The organism is Pseudomonas sp. H26/SER47-MNA-CIBAN-0231 (assembly GCF_040310465.1).
GTDB lineage: Bacteria > Pseudomonadota > Gammaproteobacteria > Pseudomonadales > Pseudomonadaceae > Aquipseudomonas > Aquipseudomonas atacamensis.
The window spans coordinates 368,721-384,763 of sequence record NZ_JBEOPW010000003.1 but is presented as its reverse complement, the minus strand read 5'-3'; the positions used below and the strand labels follow the sequence as shown (position 1 = coordinate 384,763).

15 protein-coding genes are annotated in these 16,043 nt (G+C 60.6%); 5 read left to right on the top strand and 10 right to left on the bottom strand.

The features are described 5' to 3' along the window. Positions 1–16: 16 nt before the first annotated feature. The 4 genes from AAEZ10_RS07075 to AAEZ10_RS07060 form a co-directional block, all read right to left on the bottom strand. Entirely contained in the window at positions 17–514 is a 498-nt protein-coding gene (locus AAEZ10_RS07075) for a PAAR domain-containing protein (protein ID WP_350568558.1), read from the bottom strand. A gap of 748 nt (positions 515–1,262) precedes the next feature. Further along, a complete protein-coding gene (locus AAEZ10_RS07070; protein WP_243241203.1) occupies positions 1,263–2,030 on the bottom strand; it encodes a TerC family protein in 768 nt (255 codons plus the stop codon). 85 nt (positions 2,031–2,115) lie between these two features. After that, positions 2,116–3,423, bottom strand: a complete 1,308-nt coding sequence (locus AAEZ10_RS07065; RefSeq protein ID WP_073470799.1) for a CitMHS family transporter — start codon at positions 3,421–3,423, stop codon at positions 2,116–2,118. Positions 3,424–3,826: 403 nt separating this feature from the next. Further along, a complete protein-coding gene (locus AAEZ10_RS07060; RefSeq protein ID WP_273528393.1) occupies positions 3,827–4,153 on the bottom strand; it encodes a DOPA 4,5-dioxygenase family protein in 327 nt (108 codons plus the stop codon). Between the two features lie 81 nt (positions 4,154–4,234). Here AAEZ10_RS07060 and AAEZ10_RS07055 point away from each other — a divergent pair, with 81 nt between their 5' ends. Beyond that, positions 4,235–4,900, top strand: coding sequence for an NAD(P)-dependent oxidoreductase (locus AAEZ10_RS07055; protein WP_041476500.1), 666 nt, complete (start codon positions 4,235–4,237; stop codon positions 4,898–4,900). 23 nt (positions 4,901–4,923) lie between these two features. Here AAEZ10_RS07055 and AAEZ10_RS07050 read toward each other — a convergent pair whose 3' ends face one another. Continuing rightward, positions 4,924–5,874: a choline sulfate utilization transcriptional regulator gene (locus AAEZ10_RS07050; RefSeq protein ID WP_350568555.1), complete on the bottom strand. Its 951-nt coding sequence runs from the start codon at positions 5,872–5,874 to the stop codon at positions 4,924–4,926. Positions 5,875–5,988: 114 nt separating this feature from the next. Here AAEZ10_RS07050 and betC point away from each other — a divergent pair, with 114 nt between their 5' ends. The 3 genes from betC (at position 5,989) to AAEZ10_RS07035 (ending at position 10,265) form a co-directional block, all read left to right on the top strand. Further along, positions 5,989–7,503, top strand: a complete 1,515-nt coding sequence (gene betC, locus AAEZ10_RS07045) for a choline-sulfatase (RefSeq protein ID WP_273528391.1) — start codon at positions 5,989–5,991, stop codon at positions 7,501–7,503. A gap of 16 nt (positions 7,504–7,519) precedes the next feature. Further along, entirely contained in the window at positions 7,520–8,440 is a 921-nt protein-coding gene (gene choX / locus AAEZ10_RS07040; protein ID WP_273528390.1) for a choline ABC transporter substrate-binding protein, read from the top strand. A 256-nt stretch (positions 8,441–8,696) separates the two neighbouring features. Then, a complete protein-coding gene (locus tag AAEZ10_RS07035; RefSeq protein WP_350568552.1) occupies positions 8,697–10,265 on the top strand; it encodes a SulP family inorganic anion transporter in 1,569 nt (522 codons plus the stop codon). A gap of 77 nt (positions 10,266–10,342) precedes the next feature. Here AAEZ10_RS07035 and aroE read toward each other — a convergent pair whose 3' ends face one another. Together aroE and hemF are read right to left on the bottom strand one after the other, a co-directional pair. Continuing rightward, on the bottom strand, positions 10,343–11,164 hold the full coding sequence (gene aroE / locus AAEZ10_RS07030) for a shikimate dehydrogenase (RefSeq protein ID WP_350568550.1): 822 nt from the start codon (positions 11,162–11,164) through the stop codon (positions 10,343–10,345). Positions 11,165–11,173: 9 nt separating this feature from the next. Further along, positions 11,174–12,088 carry an oxygen-dependent coproporphyrinogen oxidase gene (gene hemF, locus AAEZ10_RS07025; RefSeq protein ID WP_350568548.1) on the bottom strand — a complete coding sequence of 305 codons (915 nt, stop codon included), beginning with the start codon at positions 12,086–12,088 and terminating at the stop codon, positions 11,174–11,176. A gap of 150 nt (positions 12,089–12,238) precedes the next feature. Here hemF and AAEZ10_RS07020 point away from each other — a divergent pair, with 150 nt between their 5' ends. Then, positions 12,239–13,216, top strand: coding sequence for a quinone oxidoreductase family protein (locus AAEZ10_RS07020; protein WP_071173932.1), 978 nt, complete (start codon positions 12,239–12,241; stop codon positions 13,214–13,216). Between the two features lie 179 nt (positions 13,217–13,395). Here AAEZ10_RS07020 and AAEZ10_RS07015 read toward each other — a convergent pair whose 3' ends face one another. Genes AAEZ10_RS07015 through dprA form a run of 3 tightly spaced genes read right to left on the bottom strand, consistent with a single transcriptional unit; the run spans position 13,396 to position 16,037 of the window. Next, positions 13,396–14,268, bottom strand: a complete 873-nt coding sequence (locus AAEZ10_RS07015) for a hypothetical protein (protein ID WP_256205847.1) — start codon at positions 14,266–14,268, stop codon at positions 13,396–13,398. A gap of 58 nt (positions 14,269–14,326) precedes the next feature. Next, entirely contained in the window at positions 14,327–14,884 is a 558-nt protein-coding gene (gene tsaC, locus AAEZ10_RS07010) for an L-threonylcarbamoyladenylate synthase type 1 TsaC (RefSeq protein ID WP_039757175.1), read from the bottom strand. A gap of 55 nt (positions 14,885–14,939) precedes the next feature. Next, on the bottom strand, positions 14,940–16,037 hold the full coding sequence (dprA, locus tag AAEZ10_RS07005) for a DNA-processing protein DprA (RefSeq protein WP_071173930.1): 1,098 nt from the start codon (positions 16,035–16,037) through the stop codon (positions 14,940–14,942). Between the last annotated feature and the right edge of the window lie 6 nt (positions 16,038–16,043).

The following is a 16,043-nucleotide window of genomic DNA, read 5'->3' as shown; positions in this document are numbered from 1 at the left end:
GTTTCTTCCTTGAAGCTCAGGCGGTCCAGCGAACGACGGAGAGATCGGGCTGCAGGGTCGTGACGCTCTGCGTCATTCCCTGCGCATTGGTCAGGCCTTTGACGATACGGCCTTCGGCGGTTTCGATTTCGTAGCCTTGTTCGGCGATGGGCTCACCGTTACCGGCGCTGACCGCTTTGAATTCGACCAAGGACTGGCCGATGATTGGTAACGGTGGAACGAACGGAGCAGGGGTGTGCGAGCTGCCGATGATCACATTACCGGAACCGCCGACCACGACGCCGCCGTGGGTGGCCGTGCTGTCGAGGGTCATGGCGTTTTTGCCGTTGATGAACACCGTGGCGGAGAAGGCGCCATTCAGCGCTTGGCCGCAGGTGCAGGTGTCGCCGAGGCGAGCGGCGGCGAGGCCGTTGAAGAAGACATCGCCCGAACCACTGGCAATCGGGTTGGTGCCGTGACCGGGAATCGGGCAAGTGGTCGGGTCCGTGACGCGCGCGGCGGGTTTTCCAGACATGAACGTTCCTTGTTTGTCGTTGAGGCGAGCAGGGACGCTAACGAGCGAAGGTCGGTGAGTCAACCTTTTCGGCCCGTTTCGAATGGATGCGATATGCCTCTGTGGGAGCGAGCCTGCTCGCGAAAGCGGTGCGTCAGACAGCCTCTTTTTTCGACCGATGTGACGCCTTCGCGAGCAGGCTCGCTCCCACAGGTTGTGTGTCTGATCCAAGAGAGGATAAACATGGATTTCGCAGCGTGTTTACGTACACGCCGCGCTTTGGGGCTGGTCTCTATCGTTTGCTGGCCACTGCTCATCAGTGGTCGGAATTAGTAGCCCGGGTTGCTCGTTATTGTGCGCAAGCATCGTTGCGTCAGGTTATGCCTGATCCTGATGGTGGTTGTGCGCAGGGCACCTTCGGGTGCGCCGGAAAGCTAGCTCCCCGGTCTACTAACCTGCGTTCAGCCGCCTCCCTTCTTTTAGTAGAGAACGGCAGTGGCTTCATTCTATGGAGCAGCTGAACATGAAAAAGATAACGCCAGATCCACTGGTCACCGATCTTCCTCACCCCGACCTCGAAGCGCAAAGACTCAAACAAGCCGCCGACCGCGCTCTCGACAACCTCGTTCCCCCTGCATAAACACAAAAACCTGTGGGAGCCTGGGTTGCCAGTGATGGCGTCAGGTCAGCAAACATTAAAGTCGCTGACCGTACGCTATCGCTGGCAAGCCAGCTCCCACAGGTTTTGTGTTGCCGCTGGACTACCGGATTATTGGCCCGGCACATCCTTGCGCAGTTTCACCGGATCCTGCTGTTTCTTTTTCCGGGCCATCGCGCCGCGCAGTTTGATGTTGATCGCTTCCACCGCCAGCGAGAACGCCATGGCGAAGTAGACGTAGCCTTTTGGCACGTGCACGTCGAACGATTCGGCGATCAGCACGGTACCGACCACCAGCAGGAAGGACAGCGCGAGCATTTTCAGCGACGGGTGCTTGTCGATGAATTCGCTGATCTTGCCCGACGCCAGCATCATCACCAGCACTGCCACGACGATCGCCGCGACCATGACCGGAACGTGGGAGACCATGCCGACGGCGGTGATCACCGAGTCCAGCGAGAAGACGATATCGATGATCGCGATCTGGATGATGGTGTAGAGGAAGTTGCCGCCCTTGCCCGATGGCGCGTCGTCGCTTTCGTCTTCGCCTTCCAGCGCGTGGTACATCTCCTGCGAGCTTTTCCACAGCAGGAACAGGCCACCGAAGAACAGGATCAGGTCGCGACCGGAAATGCCCTGGCCGAACACTTCGAACAGGTCGGCGGTGAGACGCATGACCCAGGTAATCGACAGCAGCAACAGGATCCGCGTGATCATGGCCAGGCCAAGACCGAAGATCCGCGTGCGCTGCTGCATGTGTTTCGGCATGCGGCTGACCAGGATCGAAATCATGATGATGTTATCGATACCGAGGACGATTTCCAGGGCGGTCAGGGTAAAGAAGGCAACCCAGATTTCGGGGTTGGTCAGCCAATCCATGTGTATTCCTTTGAGCAATTGTTGAACCGGAAAAGGTCCGGGCTTCAAACCGCGAAGCCAGGACCCGTAACGGTGAGTCTTGGGCTTATAGAGTGCTGAACATCGGGAAAGTCCCCAACAGCAGTGCAGCAATCAGAATGCAGATGCACACCAGGATCGCCCATTTCAGGGTGAAACGCTGGTGATCACCGAAATCGATGCCGGCCAGCGCCACCAACAGATAGGTCGACGGCACCAACGGGCTCAGCAAGTGGACGGGCTGGCCGACGATCGAGGCACGGGCCATTTCCACCGCAGTGATCCCATAGTGGCTGGCCGCTTCGGTCAGCACCGGCAATACACCGTAATAGAACGCATCGTTGGACATGAAGAAGGTGAACGGCATGCTCACCAGTGCCGTGATCACCGCCAGGTACGGGCCGAGGAAATCCGGAATCACCGCCAACAGGCTCTTCGACATCGCATCGACCATGCCGGTGCCCGACAGGATACCGGTGAAGATACCGGCCGCAAAGATCAGCCCGACCACTGCCAGCACGCTGCCGGAATGCGCGGCGACGCGATCCTTTTGCATTTGCAGGCATGGGTAGTTGACGATCATGGCGATACTGAACGCCACCATGAACAGCACCGGCAGCGGCAACAGGCCGCCGATCAGCGTGCACATCAGGCCGAAAGTCAGTGCGGCGTTGAACCAGATCAGCTTCGGACGGCGTGCGTCGGGGAATTGCGAGACGCTGATTTCACTGTGATCGATCTCGTCGCCAACCAGGTGCAGCTCGCCGAGGCGGGCACGTTCACGCTTGCCGTAGAAGTAGGCAATCACCAGGATCGCCACGACACCGGCGGCCATGGCCGGGATCATCGGTACGAAAATGTCCGACGGGTCGACGTGCAGGGCACTCGCCGCGCGGGCGGTCGGGCCGCCCCACGGGGTCATGTTCATCACGCCACCGGCGAGGATGATCAGACCGGCCATGATCCGCGGGCTCATGCCGATGCGGCTGTACAGCGGCAGCATGGCGGCCACGCAGATCATGTAAGTGGTCGCGCCGTCACCATCGAGGGAAACGACGAGCGCCAGAACGGCGGTGCCGACCGAAACTTTCAACGGGTCGCCCTTGACCAGTTTGAGGATCTTGCGCACGGCCGGGTCGAACAGGCCGGAGTCGATCATCAGGGCGAAATACAGAATGGCGAACATCAGCATCACGCCGGTCGGCGCCAGTTTGGTGATGCCTTCGAGCATCATCGGGCCGATTTTCGGCGCGAAACCACCGAACAGCGCGAACAGGATCGGGATGATGATCAGGGCGATCAGCGCGGACAGGCGCTTGGTCATGATCAGGAACATGAACGTGATGACCATGGCGAAGCCAAGGAAAGTCAGCATGGGAATACTCCAGGCGTAGCGCGGCTAATGGAATGAGCGGATCGGGCGGGATCAGCGCAGAACGGCAGGCGCGAGGCGTACGGGTGGAGTGACCAGCAGGAAGCGGAAGAAACGGCGGGTTGCAGAAGACATCAGAATCACCATTGTTGTTGTTAATTGGGCCGGGCCTGTGGAAAAAACACAGGGCTTGGGCCAACCGGTCTGTTGCCGGGAGTGGGGCGATCCTAATCGGGGAAGCTTTCAGCTACCTTTCGGGCGCGAAAGCGATGAATGAATGGTCAACCGGCGGTCGGATGCAACGACAGCCAATGAATGCGGGCCGAGAAGCGATGCGAGGGAACGGACAGACAACGCTGGCTGGCAGTCTGGACATATTCGTTATCAGTTCAGTCCAAGCACCTGGTTAAAAGATCGACAGATCCAGCGGCCGCACCGCGCCCATCCAGATCGCGTGTTCGGTATGGTCGAGCAGGTCGTTGCCAGTGTCCGGATGCAGGAACACCACCAACCCATTGCGGTTAAGCGCCAGCCACGGCAGCACCTCGCCGATCAGCTCGGGGCCGAAAGCCAGTTGGCAGCTCCAGTCGGGGTGCGGCCCCACCGGGCGTTCGTGCACGCGGCCCATTTTCAGCGCAAACAACTGCGCGGCCTGTTCGCACAAGGCCCGCGCCTGGTCGATGCTTTGTGCGTCGAAATAGACATGGGCGTGATAGCCCTTGATCCCTTGCATCGTGTCGCCTCTCAATCGGTTCGAACCCTTGGCTGTTTCCACCGTCACAGGTCATATAGGACAACTATAAGGAAAACAGCCATGAAAAATGCCGAGACCCCAGTGGTCAAAGTGGTGCTTTATGGTGCCATGGCCAGCCTGGGCGGTGCATTGATGGCTGAATTGCTGCGTCGCCAACACGAAGTCATCGCCATTCTCGACGATCTCACCGCACTCGCGCCGCGTCCGGGGTTGCGCACCAAGACCGGCGATCTGTTCGATGCCGAGCGGGTCAATCAAAGCGTCGCCGGCAGCTCGGCGGTGATCTGCCTGCTGGACGCTCCGGGGTTGCCGTTCAGCAGCGACCACGTTGAGCGCTCGGTGACGCTGGGGCCGGTGGAACAAGTGCTGGCAGTCGACGCGCTGGTCGAAGGTTTGCAACTGGCCAGCGTGCCGCGCCTGTTTCTGGTCGGCAACTTCGGTGTGCTCGACGAGCCTGACAATGACGAGCGCCTGCAACGTCACGCTGCCGAAGAAATCCTCGAGGCGGTACAAAGCAGCTCACTGCGCTGGACCCTGGTCAATGCGCCCCATGGCGTGGCCGGGTTGACCATCGAGCACTTCAGTCAGGTCGGCGGCAATCTCGAACCGGGACTGGCCGAACCGCTGGAGCGCCTGAACCGTGTCGCGGTGGGCATCGCCGATGAACTGCGGTTGAACCTGCATGTGGGGCAGCATGTGAATTTTGTGGCGGCTTCTGATTCGTAAAAGATCGGACGATCTTTTGCTCTTCACACCGCAATCGAGGGCAGGGCCAGACCGTTAAGCGATTCGGCACTGCTGGCCTGTTCCGCCATTAACCAATCAACAAATTCTTGAATCAATGCACCCCGACGCTTGCGTTGCGGTAACACCACGTAATACCCCAGCCGCGACAGCGTGGTTTCCGCCAGCGGCCGGCATAGCAAACCCTGCACCAGCAAGTTATCCACAAGGTGCCGCCATCCGATCGCCACGCCTTGTCCGCCAATCGCCGCCTGAATCAGCAAGGTGTAATTGTCGAAGCGCAATTGCCCCGGCGCTGGCGGCGTAGTCAGGCCCAATTGACGAAACAAGCCACTCCAGTCGAACCAGTTGCTGCTGTTTTCCCCACGCAGATGCAACAGCGGAAATTCCAGCAGTGCCTGCGCGGGCAACGGCAATGAACGCTCCTTGAGCAGCAGCGGGCTGCACACCGGGAACACTTCTTCGCTGAACAGCCAGTGGCTCTCACCCTGCTTGAAGCGGCCATCGCCAAACAGGATCGCCACGTCGATGTCGGTGCGCAGCATGTTGTGGTTGCGCTCGCTGGTGACCAGGCTGACATCGATGTGCGGATTGGCCTCATGGAAGCGATGCAGGCGCGGCATCAGCCAATAAGCGGCGAAAGCGAAATCCGTAGCCACTTGCAGCACTTCATGTTGCTGCTGAGTGCTGATTGCGCTCAATCCTGCGTCGATATTCTGCAAACCGAGGGTAACTTGCTCGAACAGCAGGGCGCCAACCTCTGTCAACTCGATACCCCGGTAAATCCGGTCGAACAGGCGTGTACCGAGCTGCTCTTCCAGACGTTTCATTTGCTGGCTGATCGCCGGCTGCGTGGTGCCAAGCTCCACCGCAGCAGCGGTAAAACTGCGATGGCGGGCCGCCGCTTCAAAACCGCGCAGCAGATCGAGGGAGAGGTCACCGAGGGCGTCATACATAAGCTGTACTTATCCTAGTCATTGTCCAGCGCGGGCTTTACCGGAACAGGCATGGAATCCATGCTCGATCGCAGCACTCTCGCATAAATATTCAACATGGAATGCCGCGATCACATGAAGCGCAAGAACATTCTTTTCATCATGGCCGATCAAATGGCCGCGCCAATGTTGCCGTTCTACGGCCCATCGCCGATCAAACTGCCGAATCTGTCCCGCCTCGCCGCCCAAGGCGTGGTGTTCGATGCTGCTTACTGCAACAGCCCGCTGTGCGCGCCGTCGCGCTTCACCCTGGTCAGTGGCCAGTTGCCGAGCAAGATCGGCGCCTACGACAACGCGGCCGATTTCCCCGCCGACATTCCGACTTACGCGCATTACCTGCGGCGTCTCGGCTACCGCACCGCGCTGTCGGGCAAGATGCATTTCTGCGGGCCGGACCAGCTCCACGGCTACGAGGAACGCTTGACCAGCGACATCTACCCGGCCGATTACGGTTGGGCGGTGAACTGGGACGAGCCGGACGTACGGCCGAGCTGGTATCACAATATGTCTTCGGTGCTGCAAGCCGGGCCGTGCGTGCGCACCAATCAGCTGGATTTCGACGAAGAGGTGGTGTTCAAGGCGCAGCAATACCTGTTCGATCACATCCGCGAGGACGGCGAGCAACCGTTCTGCCTGACCGTGTCGATGACTCACCCGCACGATCCGTACACGATTCCCAAGGCTTTCTGGGATCTGTATGACGATGCCGATATTCCGTTGCCTACAGCCTTGAACCAGGACGAACTCGATCCGCACTCGCAACGTCTGCTCAAGGTTTACGACCTGTGGGACAAGCCGCTGCCTGTGGATAAAATCCGCGATGCCCGTCGCGCCTACTTCGGCGCTTGCAGCTATATCGATGCCAATGTCGGCAAACTGCTGCAAACACTTGAGGAAACCGGGCTGATCGACGACACCGTCATCGTCTTCTCCGGTGACCATGGCGACATGCTCGGCGAGAAGGGCCTCTGGTACAAAATGCACTGGTTCGAGATGGCCGCGCGAGTGCCGCTGCTGGTCAGCGCATCGGGACAATTCGAGGCGGGCCGGGTCAGCGCCGCGGTTTCCACCGCAGATTTGCTGCCGACGTTCGTGGATCTGGCCGGTGGCACGCTTGAGCCGGGCCTGCCACTGGACGGCCGTTCGTTGCTGCCGCACCTGCAAGGGCAGGGCGGGCATGACGAGGTGTTCGGCGAATACATGGCCGAAGGCACTGTCAGCCCGCTGATGATGATCCGCCGGGGCGCCTACAAATTTATCTACAGCGAAAGCGACCCGTGCCTACTCTTCGATGTGGATAACGATCCGCGCGAAGAAGAGGAACTGAGCCAATCGCCGCAACATCGTCAGCTGTTCGGCGATTTTCTCGCCGAAGCGCGGGCCAAGTGGGACATTCCGGCGATCCATCGGGACGTACTGGCCAGCCAGCGCCGACGCCGTTTCGTCGCCGATGCGTTAACCATCGGCAAGCTGAAGAGCTGGGATCACCAGCCGCTGGTCGATGCCAGTCAGCAGTACATGCGCAACCACATCGACCTTGATGATCTGGAGCGCAAGGCCCGTTATCCACAACCCTGCCAAAACCAATAACGTTAAGGGGAAGTCCATGCGCAAGTTATCCACAGCTGTCACCGTTGGTCTGATCGCATTGAGCAGCGCCTCGGCTTTCGCCGAGCAAAGTTGCGAAACCGTGAAGATGGCCGATCCGGGCTGGAGCGACATCGCCGCGACCAATGCCATCACCGGATTTCTGCTCGACGGCATGGGCTACAAGGCCAAGGTCGACACCCTCGCGGTGCCGATCACCTTTGGCGGCTTGAAGGATGGCCAGGTGGACGTGTTCCTCGGTAACTGGATGCCGGCGCAGCAGGGCTTCTATGACAAGTTCGTCGCCACCGGTGATGTGACGCAATTGGCGAAAAACCTCGAAGGCACCGAATTCACTCTCGCCGTCCCCGACTATGTCTGGGAGGCGGGTGTGCATGATTTTGCCGACCTGAACAAATTCGCCGACAAGTTCGACAAGAAGATCTACGGCATCGGATCAGGCGCGCCGGCGAACATTTCGTTGCAGGAGATCATCAAGAAGAATGACTTCAACATGGGCCAGTGGAAGCTGATCGAGTCCAGCGAACAGGCGATGCTCGCCGAAGTGTCGCGGGCGGTGAAGAAACAGAAATTCGTCACCTTCCTCGGCTGGACCCCGCACCCGATGAACGTGCAGCTGAAAATGCGTTACCTCAAGGGCGGCGAAAAATACTTCGGCGACACCGGCAACGTCTTCACCCTGACCCGCAAGGGCTACGCCGAGGCCTGCCCGAATGTGGGCAAGTTGCTGACCAATCTGGCGTTCACCCAGGACATGGAGAACAGCATCATGGCCGAGGTGGTGAATAAGAAGATCAGCAATGCCGAGGCAGCGAAAGCGTGGATCAAGGCCAATCCGGCGGTGCTGGACAAGTGGCTGGATGGCGTGAAGACCGTGGATGGCAAGGATGCGTTGATGGCGGTGAAGGCCAAGCTTTGATCTCAGGGTTGCTGGAATAGCGTTCGGCTGGAGATTTTTGCCCCCTCACCCCAGCCCTCTCCCCCAAGGGGGCGAGGGGGAAAGGGAGCCGATCGCTGTTGAATCAAAACTTGCGTTCAACGCCGAAATCGCAGGTCGGTGAATCTTCAACAAACAGCTCGGTCAGTCCCCTCTCCCTCAGGGAGAGGGCTAGGGTGAGGGGCTTTTACACCTGACACCCTGCTAACCTTGAACAAAACCCCAACCGCGAGGACCCATGGCCTTCCCCAGCCGCCATTCACTTTTTCCTTTCCTGAGCTGGTTGCCACGGCAAACCCGAGCCAGCGTCGGGCGGGACCTGATCGTCGGCCTCAGTGGTGCGATTCTCGCCTTACCCCAGTCGATTGCCTACGCACTGATTGCCGGGCTGCCACCGGAATACGGACTCTATGCGGCGATCATCCCGGTATTGATCGCGTGCCTGTGGGGTTCGTCATGGCATCTGATCTGCGGCCCGACGGCGGCGATTTCCATCGTGCTGTACGCCAGCGTCAGCCCGCTCGCCGTGCCGGCGTCCGAGGACTACATCACCCTGATCCTGCTGCTGACATTCCTCGCCGGGATTTTCCAGTGGCTGCTCGGTTTGCTGCGCTTCGGCGCGCTGGTGAATTTCGTTTCGCATTCGGTGGTGCTCGGCTTCACCCTCGGTGCCGCCGTGGTGATCGCCATCGGGCAATTGCCCAATCTGCTCGGGCTGGAATTGCCGGCCAACACCACAGCGCTCGCCAGCCTGATGGATCTGCTGCGACATCTGGGGGCTGTGGATAAGCCTTCACTGATGCTCGGCGTCGCCACGGTAATCGTCGGCGTGACCCTGAAAAAACTTCTGCCGCGCTGGCCGACGTTGTTGATAACGCTGGTGCTGGCCAGCCTGCTGGTGTGGATCTGGCCGGCGATGTTCGGTCATGTGCATCTGGTCAGCGCTTTCGTCGGACGCCTGCCGCCGCTGAGCGCCTTGCCGCTGGATCTGGAGGTGATCCTGCGCCTGCTGCCGAGCGCGGTGGCGGTGGGCATGCTCGGGCTGGTCACCAGTCTGTCGATCGCCCGTTCGATATCGGCGCGCTCGCAACAGTTGCTCGACGCCAATCAGGAAGTCCGCGCACAGGGTCTGTCGAACATCGTCGGTGCGTTCTTTTCCGGGTCGCTGTCCGCCGGATCGTTTACCCGCTCGGGATTGAGTTATGAGGCGGGTGCCTGCTCGCCGCTGGCCGGGGTGTTTTCGGCGCTCTGGGTGGCGCTGTTCGCGGTGTTCGGCGCGGGGCTGATCGCGCACATTCCGATCCCGGCCATGGCCGGCAGCATCCTGTTAATTGCCTGGGGTCTGGTCGATCACCGGGGCATTCGCGCTTTGCTGCGAGTCAGCCGTGCCGAGTTCGTGGTGATGGCCCTGACCTGTCTCGCGACCTTGCTGCTGGAATTGCAGACGGCGATTTACGCCGGGGTGCTGGCGTCGTTGTTCTTTTACCTCAAGCGCACCTCGCAACCACGGGTGCAGCATTGGCGCGACGGTGACGACGACGTGCTGCGCGTGGGCGGTTCGATCTTTTTCGGCGCCAGCCATTACCTGCAAGTGCGCCTGCAACGCCTGCATGGCGCACGGGTGGTGATCGAGGCGCAGCAGATCAACTTTATCGATTATTCGGGGGTGGAGATGCTGCATCAGGAAGCGCGACGCCTGCTGGGCCAGGGTCGCAGCCTGACCCTGCGCCGGGCGCGGCCGCCGGTGGTGGAGGAGTTGAGGAAGCTGGAAGGGGCTGAGAAGTGCCCGATCAGGTTTGAGGATTGATCTGATATCGCGGTGGTGATGCGATTCGCGAGCAAGCTCGCTCCCACATTGATCGTATTTCAATGTGGGAGCAAAGCTTAAAGGGCCAGTTGGCGTCGCAGCTCGGCGAGTACCGGCGCGGTATCCGGGCGTACGCCACGCCACAGCCAGAACGCCTCGGCTGCCTGTTCGGCGAGCATGCCCAGACCATCCATCGCCAGCGCCGCGCCGTGCTCAGTGGCCCAGCGGCAAAACGCGGTCGGTTCCTTGCCGTACATCATGTCGTAGCACAGCGTCTGGCCTGGCTCGATCAGGCTTGGCACAATCGGCGGCACGTCACCGGTCAGGCTGGCGGAGGTGGCGTTGATGATCACGTCCACCGGTTCGCGCAGCCAGTCGAAACCACTGGCCGACACCGGCCCGAGGTCGCAGAACAACTCGGCCAGCAGTTCAGCCTTGTCCACGGTGCGATTGGCGATGATCACCGAGGCCGGCTTCTCCGCCAGCAATGGCTCCAGCGCACCGCGCACCGCGCCGCCAGCGCCGAGCAAAAGGATGCGCTTGCCGGTCAGGCTGAAACCGGCATTGACCGTCAGATCACGCACCAGTCCCGCGCCATCGGTGTTGTCGCCGAGCAGTGAACCATCTTCCAGTTTGCTCAAGGTGTTCACCGCACCGGCCCGCTGCGCGCGGGCGGTCAGGCTGTTGGCCAGACGGTAAGCGTCTTCCTTGAACGGCACCGTCACATTGGCGCCGCGCCCTTCGCGAAAGAACGCCGTGGCGCAGCCGGCAAAATCATCCAGCGGCGCCAGCAGCGTGCTGTAATCGAGGCGTTGGCCGGTCTGTTCGGCAAACAACTGGTGAATCATCGGCGACTTGCTGTGGCCGATCGGGTTACCAAAAACAACGTAACGATCCATCACCCGTCCTCAGGCCTCGGCCAGCCAGTCGCGACCCTGCAGGAAATACTCGGTCAGACGCGCTTCTGCGCTGCCAGGTTCGGCCTTCCAGTCATAGCCCCAGCGCACTTGCGGCGGCAGCGACATCAGAATCGATTCGGTACGGCCACCCGATTGCAGACCGAACAGCGTGCCACGGTCGTAAACCAGGTTGAATTCGACGTAGCGGCCTCGGCGGAATTCCTGGAATTCGCGCTGCTGAGCAGTGAAGGCGTCGTTCTTGCGCCGCTGCACGATCGGCAGGTAGGCCTCGATGTAGGCATCGCCGATGGCGCGCATGAAGGCGAAACTGGTGTCGAAATCCCACTCGTTCAGATCGTCGAAGAACAGACCGCCAATGCCACGCGGCTCATGGCGATGCTTGATGTGGAAGTAGGTGTCGCACCAGGCCTTGTAGCGCGGGTAGACGTCCGCACCGAACGGCGCACAGGCTTGCTCGGCGACGCGGTGCCAATGAATGCAGTCTTCTTCAACGCCGTAGTAAGGGGTCAGGTCGAAACCTCCGCCGAACCACCAGACCGGTTCTTCGTCTTCTTTTTCAGCGATGAAAAAGCGCACGTTGGCGTGAGAGGTCGGCACATGCGGGTTGTGCGGGTGAATCACCAGCGACACGCCGAGCGCCTCGAAGCCACGCCCGGCCAGTTCCGGCCGATGGGCACTGGCCGAGGGCGGCAGGCCGCTGCCGAACACGTGGGAAAAGTTGACCCCGCCCTTTTCGATCAGCGTGCCGTTTTCCAGCACGCGGGTGCGCCCGCCACCGCCCGCCGGCCGGGTCCAGGCGTCTTCGACGAAACATTTGCCGCCGTCTTCGGTTTCCAGTGCAGCGCAGATGCGGTCTTGCAGATCGAGCAGATAGGCCTTTACGGCGTCGGTGCGGGTCGTCATGGCTTCACCTTGAATCGGGCGGCGCCCCGGCAGGCGGGCGGCGCAAATGGGCGCGTAGCATACCATCGCAGACCGGCGCGCCGCAGTTGACGAAGATCAAGCAGGGGAGTTGGATAGAGGGCTTAGCAACGACCCAAGGAGAGCAGGCAGATGGCAAAGCGTATCCAGTTCCGCGCCCACGGCGGTCCCGAAGTGCTCGAGTATGTTGACTACGAACCCGCTGCGCCCGGGCCGAATCAGGTGCGCGTGGCCAACCAGGCGATCGGCCTGAACTTCATCGACACCTATTACCGCAGCGGCCTCTATGCGCCGCCCGCGTTGCCGTCCGGCCTGGGCTCAGAAGGCGCCGGCATCGTCGAAGCGGTGGGCAGCGACGTCACCCGTTTCAAGGTCGGCGATCGTGTGGCATACGGCAGCGGCCCGCTCGGCGCCTACAGCCAGCTGCATGTGCTGCCGCAGGACAATCTGGTGCACCTGCCCGATGAAATCAGTTTCGAAACTGCCGCCGGCGTCATGCTCAAGGGCCTGACCGTGCAATACCTGCTGCGCCAGACCTACCAACTGGAGGGCGGCGAAACCATTCTGTTCCACGCCGCAGCCGGTGGCGTCGGCTCGCTGGCCTGCCAATGGGCCAAAGCGCTGGGCGTGAAGCTGATCGGCACCGTCAGCTCGAAGGAGAAAGCCGAGCTGGCCAAAGCCAACGGCGCTTGGGCCACCATCGACTACAGCCATGAAAACGTTGCCGAGCGCGTGCTGGCACTGACTGACGGCAAGAAAGTCCCGGTGGTGTATGACGGCGTCGGCAAGGACACTTGGCTCACATCCCTGGACAGCGTCGCACCTCGGGGCCTGGTCGTGAGTTTCGGCAATGCTTCCGGCGCGGTCGATGGCGTCAATCTGGGCATTCTCGCCGCCAAGGGCTCGTTGTACGTCACCCGGCCTACGCTGGCGACCTACGCCAACAACGCCGAGAACCTGCAACGCATGGCCGACGAGCTGTTCGAGATGATCATCAGCGGCAAGCTGAAGGTCGACATCAGCCAGCGCCATGCACTGGCGGATGCGGCGAAAGCACAAACCGAACTGTCGGCACGGCGCACGACCGGTTCCACAATTCTGCTGCCATAAAGCCTCAAGTTGATACTCGGCGAACTCTTCCATGCGTTCGCCGAGTATCTTGCGGCTATATCAAGTACATCTTGCGGTGAAGTTTCTTCGCCGCAGGCCTACGACCGGCAAACTTCCTGCGCAACTTCTTCGATTCATATACGAGCCATTTCTCAGCCCACTCTTCAATCACTGGCGGATCAATACTGACGGTTAAAAACATCACGATACTCCGGCTGATGCGCGTTCATGTTCACAGGCTGATCCAAGGCCATGAGGATTTGTCGCCACTCGGCAGACAACAGCCAATAATCGCCACGGGCACGTTGCTCGATATGCATTGCCTGCGAAGCGATCGGTGTCAGGCCGAAGCGCTGATACAGTTGCCGCTGTGGCGATCTGCACAAGGCCGTCACCCCGTGATATCCGCGATCGATCGCCCATTCCGCAGCGGTAGCGAGCAGGCCATTGATCGACACCGGCCGGTGCTGCTGGGAATGGGTGATCAAGCGACTGAATTCGACATGCCGTGCCAATGCCACAGTGGGAGACACGTGATGCTGCGCCAGTGAGGCCCATTCGAACGGCGCCGGGGTTGCCCGCAGCACTGCAATGAGTTGATCTCGCTGGTAGAGCAAGAAGTGCGTACTGCGCGAGGTTATCGCCAAGCGGGTTTCCAGCGCCCGGGCTCTGGAGGTGAGCATGTAATGCTGCAATCGCAGGCGAAACTGTCGATTGATGAAGCGTTCAAATTCCCCGGCATCCGATCCTGCCTCAAGAATGGCTACACGATAGTCGGCCTGTTGATTCTTGAGTGTCTCCTGAAAGCCCTGCAGATAATCCTTGAGGTGTAAATCCGTAATATCCATTACTTCTCCGCAGCCATTAATATTTCGAAGTTGCTTCAAGCACATTGAAAGGATGGATGCTTTTGGAAATCTCGCCACTGCACGCGTTCTGATAATCACGTGGGAAAACTTACAGATATTGCAGAGTCGAAGAACCGTCTGACGCATGCAAGAACAATGGCAACGGATAAGTTTTAAACGAGTGCAGGAATAAACTGCAGGCATGCGCAAAACTCCTCGTCGATAGCGCCGAGGAGTCCGCAAAAAATAAAAAAGAATGGCGTCAGTCAGGACGAACGACGTTACCGGTGGCCAGGTCGCGGATCACGCTGGGATTCTTGCGCCCGCCAAGGCTCCCGCCGAGCACCAGATCGACCTGCCCACGGAAATACTGCTCGATGCGCAAACGCGTGCGCGCCGGCGGTCGCCCCTGAGGGTTGGCCGATGTGGAAATCAATGGCCCGACCAGCGAGCACAGGTCGCGCACCTGCGGGTGATCGCTGACCCGCAGCGCCACGGTGTCATGCACGCCTGTGACCCATTCCGGCAACAGGTTCTGATGCGGCACCAGCCAGGTGTTCGGCCCCGGCCAGGTACTGGCCATGCGGTCGATCCAGTCCTGCGGGAAGTCCTCGAAGAGGAAATCGAACTGACGGATGTTGTCGGCGACCAGAATTAGGCCTTTGCTCACCGAGCGATTCTTGATCGCCAGCAAACGGTCCACCGCGTCTTCGTTCCACGGGTCGCAACCCAGCCCCCAGACGGCTTCGGTTGGATAGGCAATCACCGCGCCGGCGCGAACTTCACGCGCGGCTTGTTGCACACGCCAACTGTTGACCATGAAAAAACTCTCCACAAACAGGTTTCGCGCAGTTTACCGATCTTCATCGTAAAACCTAGCTCGACCGCGCCAGCCAGCGACCGTTTTCGCATACCGCACGGCCTTCGATTTCCAGCTCGGTCAACGTTGCCAGCACTTTCGGCAACGCCCAGCCACAGCTCGCGGCCAGGGCCTCGCTGGTGTGCGGCGCCGCGTGCAACAGCGCCAGCAACGGGTGATCGGCCTGCGGCGCCGCCGTGGATAACAGTGGCTGCTGCCAGCCGCGCAGGGCTTCAAGGATGTGTTCGATAGTCTCCACCAACACCGCCCCGTCGCGAATCAACTGGTGACAACCGCGCGCGCCGGGGTGATGGATCGAGCCCGGAATGGCATAAACCTCGCGGCCCTGTTCGGCTGCCAGCCGCGCGGTGATCAACGAACCGCTGGCAACACTGGCCTCGACCACCAGTACGCCGAGGGACAACCCGCTGATGATGCGGTTGCGCCGGGGGAAGTTGCTCGGGCTCGGCCCGGCGTCCAACGGAAACTCGGAAAGCACCGCGCTGCCCGAGGCAATCATCGCCTCGGCCAGGCGTTTATTGCGTTGTGGATAAAAATTTTCCAGCCCCGTGCCGAGCACACCCACGGTCAAGCCGCCAACATCCAGAGCAGCCTGGTGGGCAGCGGCATCGATGCCCAGCGCCAGACCACTGTTGATGACAAAACCGGCCCCGGCCAGACTGCGGGAAAACGCCGCCGCCGTATCCATGCCCGGGCGCGAAGCGCGGCGGCTGCCGACCATCGCCAGTTGCGGTTTTTCCAGAATCGACGGATCGCCCGCGACGAATAACAGCGGCGGTGGATCGGCGATTTGCGCCAGCAACGCTGGATAATCCGCTTGGTCCCACATCAATAAATGTTGGTCGGGGTGCTCTAGCCAGCGCATTGCGTGGCTGGCGCCGTCGCGCACCGCTGGACAACGCCGTGCTTCGGCGCAGGCCGCCGGCAACCCCAGTGAGCGCCAGGCACTGGCCGGCGCGCTGAGGGCTTTCGACGCCGAGCCGAAGGCTTCGAGCAGTTTGGCAAAACGCTTGGGGCCGATATCCGGCATGCGGTGCAGACGCAGACGCGCTTCCAGTTCCGCCGGGGAAATGGCCGTACTGACAGACAACATGAATGG

Bases quoted from the DNA above. Each gene is read 5' to 3' on its own strand.
- AAEZ10_RS07075 (WP_350568558.1), bottom strand. From the start codon at position 514: ATGTCTGGAAAACCCGCCGCGCGCGTCACGGACCCGACCACTTGCCCG.
- AAEZ10_RS07070 (WP_243241203.1), bottom strand. From the start codon at position 2,030: ATGGATTGGCTGACCAACCCCGAAATCTGGGTTGCCTTCTTTACCCTG.
- AAEZ10_RS07065 (WP_073470799.1), bottom strand. From the start codon at position 3,423: ATGCTGACTTTCCTTGGCTTCGCCATGGTCATCACGTTCATGTTCCTG.
- AAEZ10_RS07060 (WP_273528393.1), bottom strand. From the start codon at position 4,153: ATGCAAGGGATCAAGGGCTATCACGCCCATGTCTATTTCGACGCACAA.
- AAEZ10_RS07055 (WP_041476500.1), top strand. From the start codon at position 4,235: ATGAAAAATGCCGAGACCCCAGTGGTCAAAGTGGTGCTTTATGGTGCC.
- AAEZ10_RS07050 (WP_350568555.1), bottom strand. From the start codon at position 5,874: ATGTATGACGCCCTCGGTGACCTCTCCCTCGATCTGCTGCGCGGTTTT.
- betC (WP_273528391.1), top strand. From the start codon at position 5,989: ATGAAGCGCAAGAACATTCTTTTCATCATGGCCGATCAAATGGCCGCG.
- choX (WP_273528390.1), top strand. From the start codon at position 7,520: ATGCGCAAGTTATCCACAGCTGTCACCGTTGGTCTGATCGCATTGAGC.
- AAEZ10_RS07035 (WP_350568552.1), top strand. From the start codon at position 8,697: ATGGCCTTCCCCAGCCGCCATTCACTTTTTCCTTTCCTGAGCTGGTTG.
- aroE (WP_350568550.1), bottom strand. From the start codon at position 11,164: ATGGATCGTTACGTTGTTTTTGGTAACCCGATCGGCCACAGCAAGTCG.
- hemF (WP_350568548.1), bottom strand. From the start codon at position 12,088: ATGACGACCCGCACCGACGCCGTAAAGGCCTATCTGCTCGATCTGCAA.
- AAEZ10_RS07020 (WP_071173932.1), top strand. From the start codon at position 12,239: ATGGCAAAGCGTATCCAGTTCCGCGCCCACGGCGGTCCCGAAGTGCTC.
- AAEZ10_RS07015 (WP_256205847.1), bottom strand. From the start codon at position 14,268: ATGCCTGCAGTTTATTCCTGCACTCGTTTAAAACTTATCCGTTGCCAT.
- tsaC (WP_039757175.1), bottom strand. From the start codon at position 14,884: ATGGTCAACAGTTGGCGTGTGCAACAAGCCGCGCGTGAAGTTCGCGCC.
- dprA (WP_071173930.1), bottom strand. From the start codon at position 16,037: ATGTTGTCTGTCAGTACGGCCATTTCCCCGGCGGAACTGGAAGCGCGT.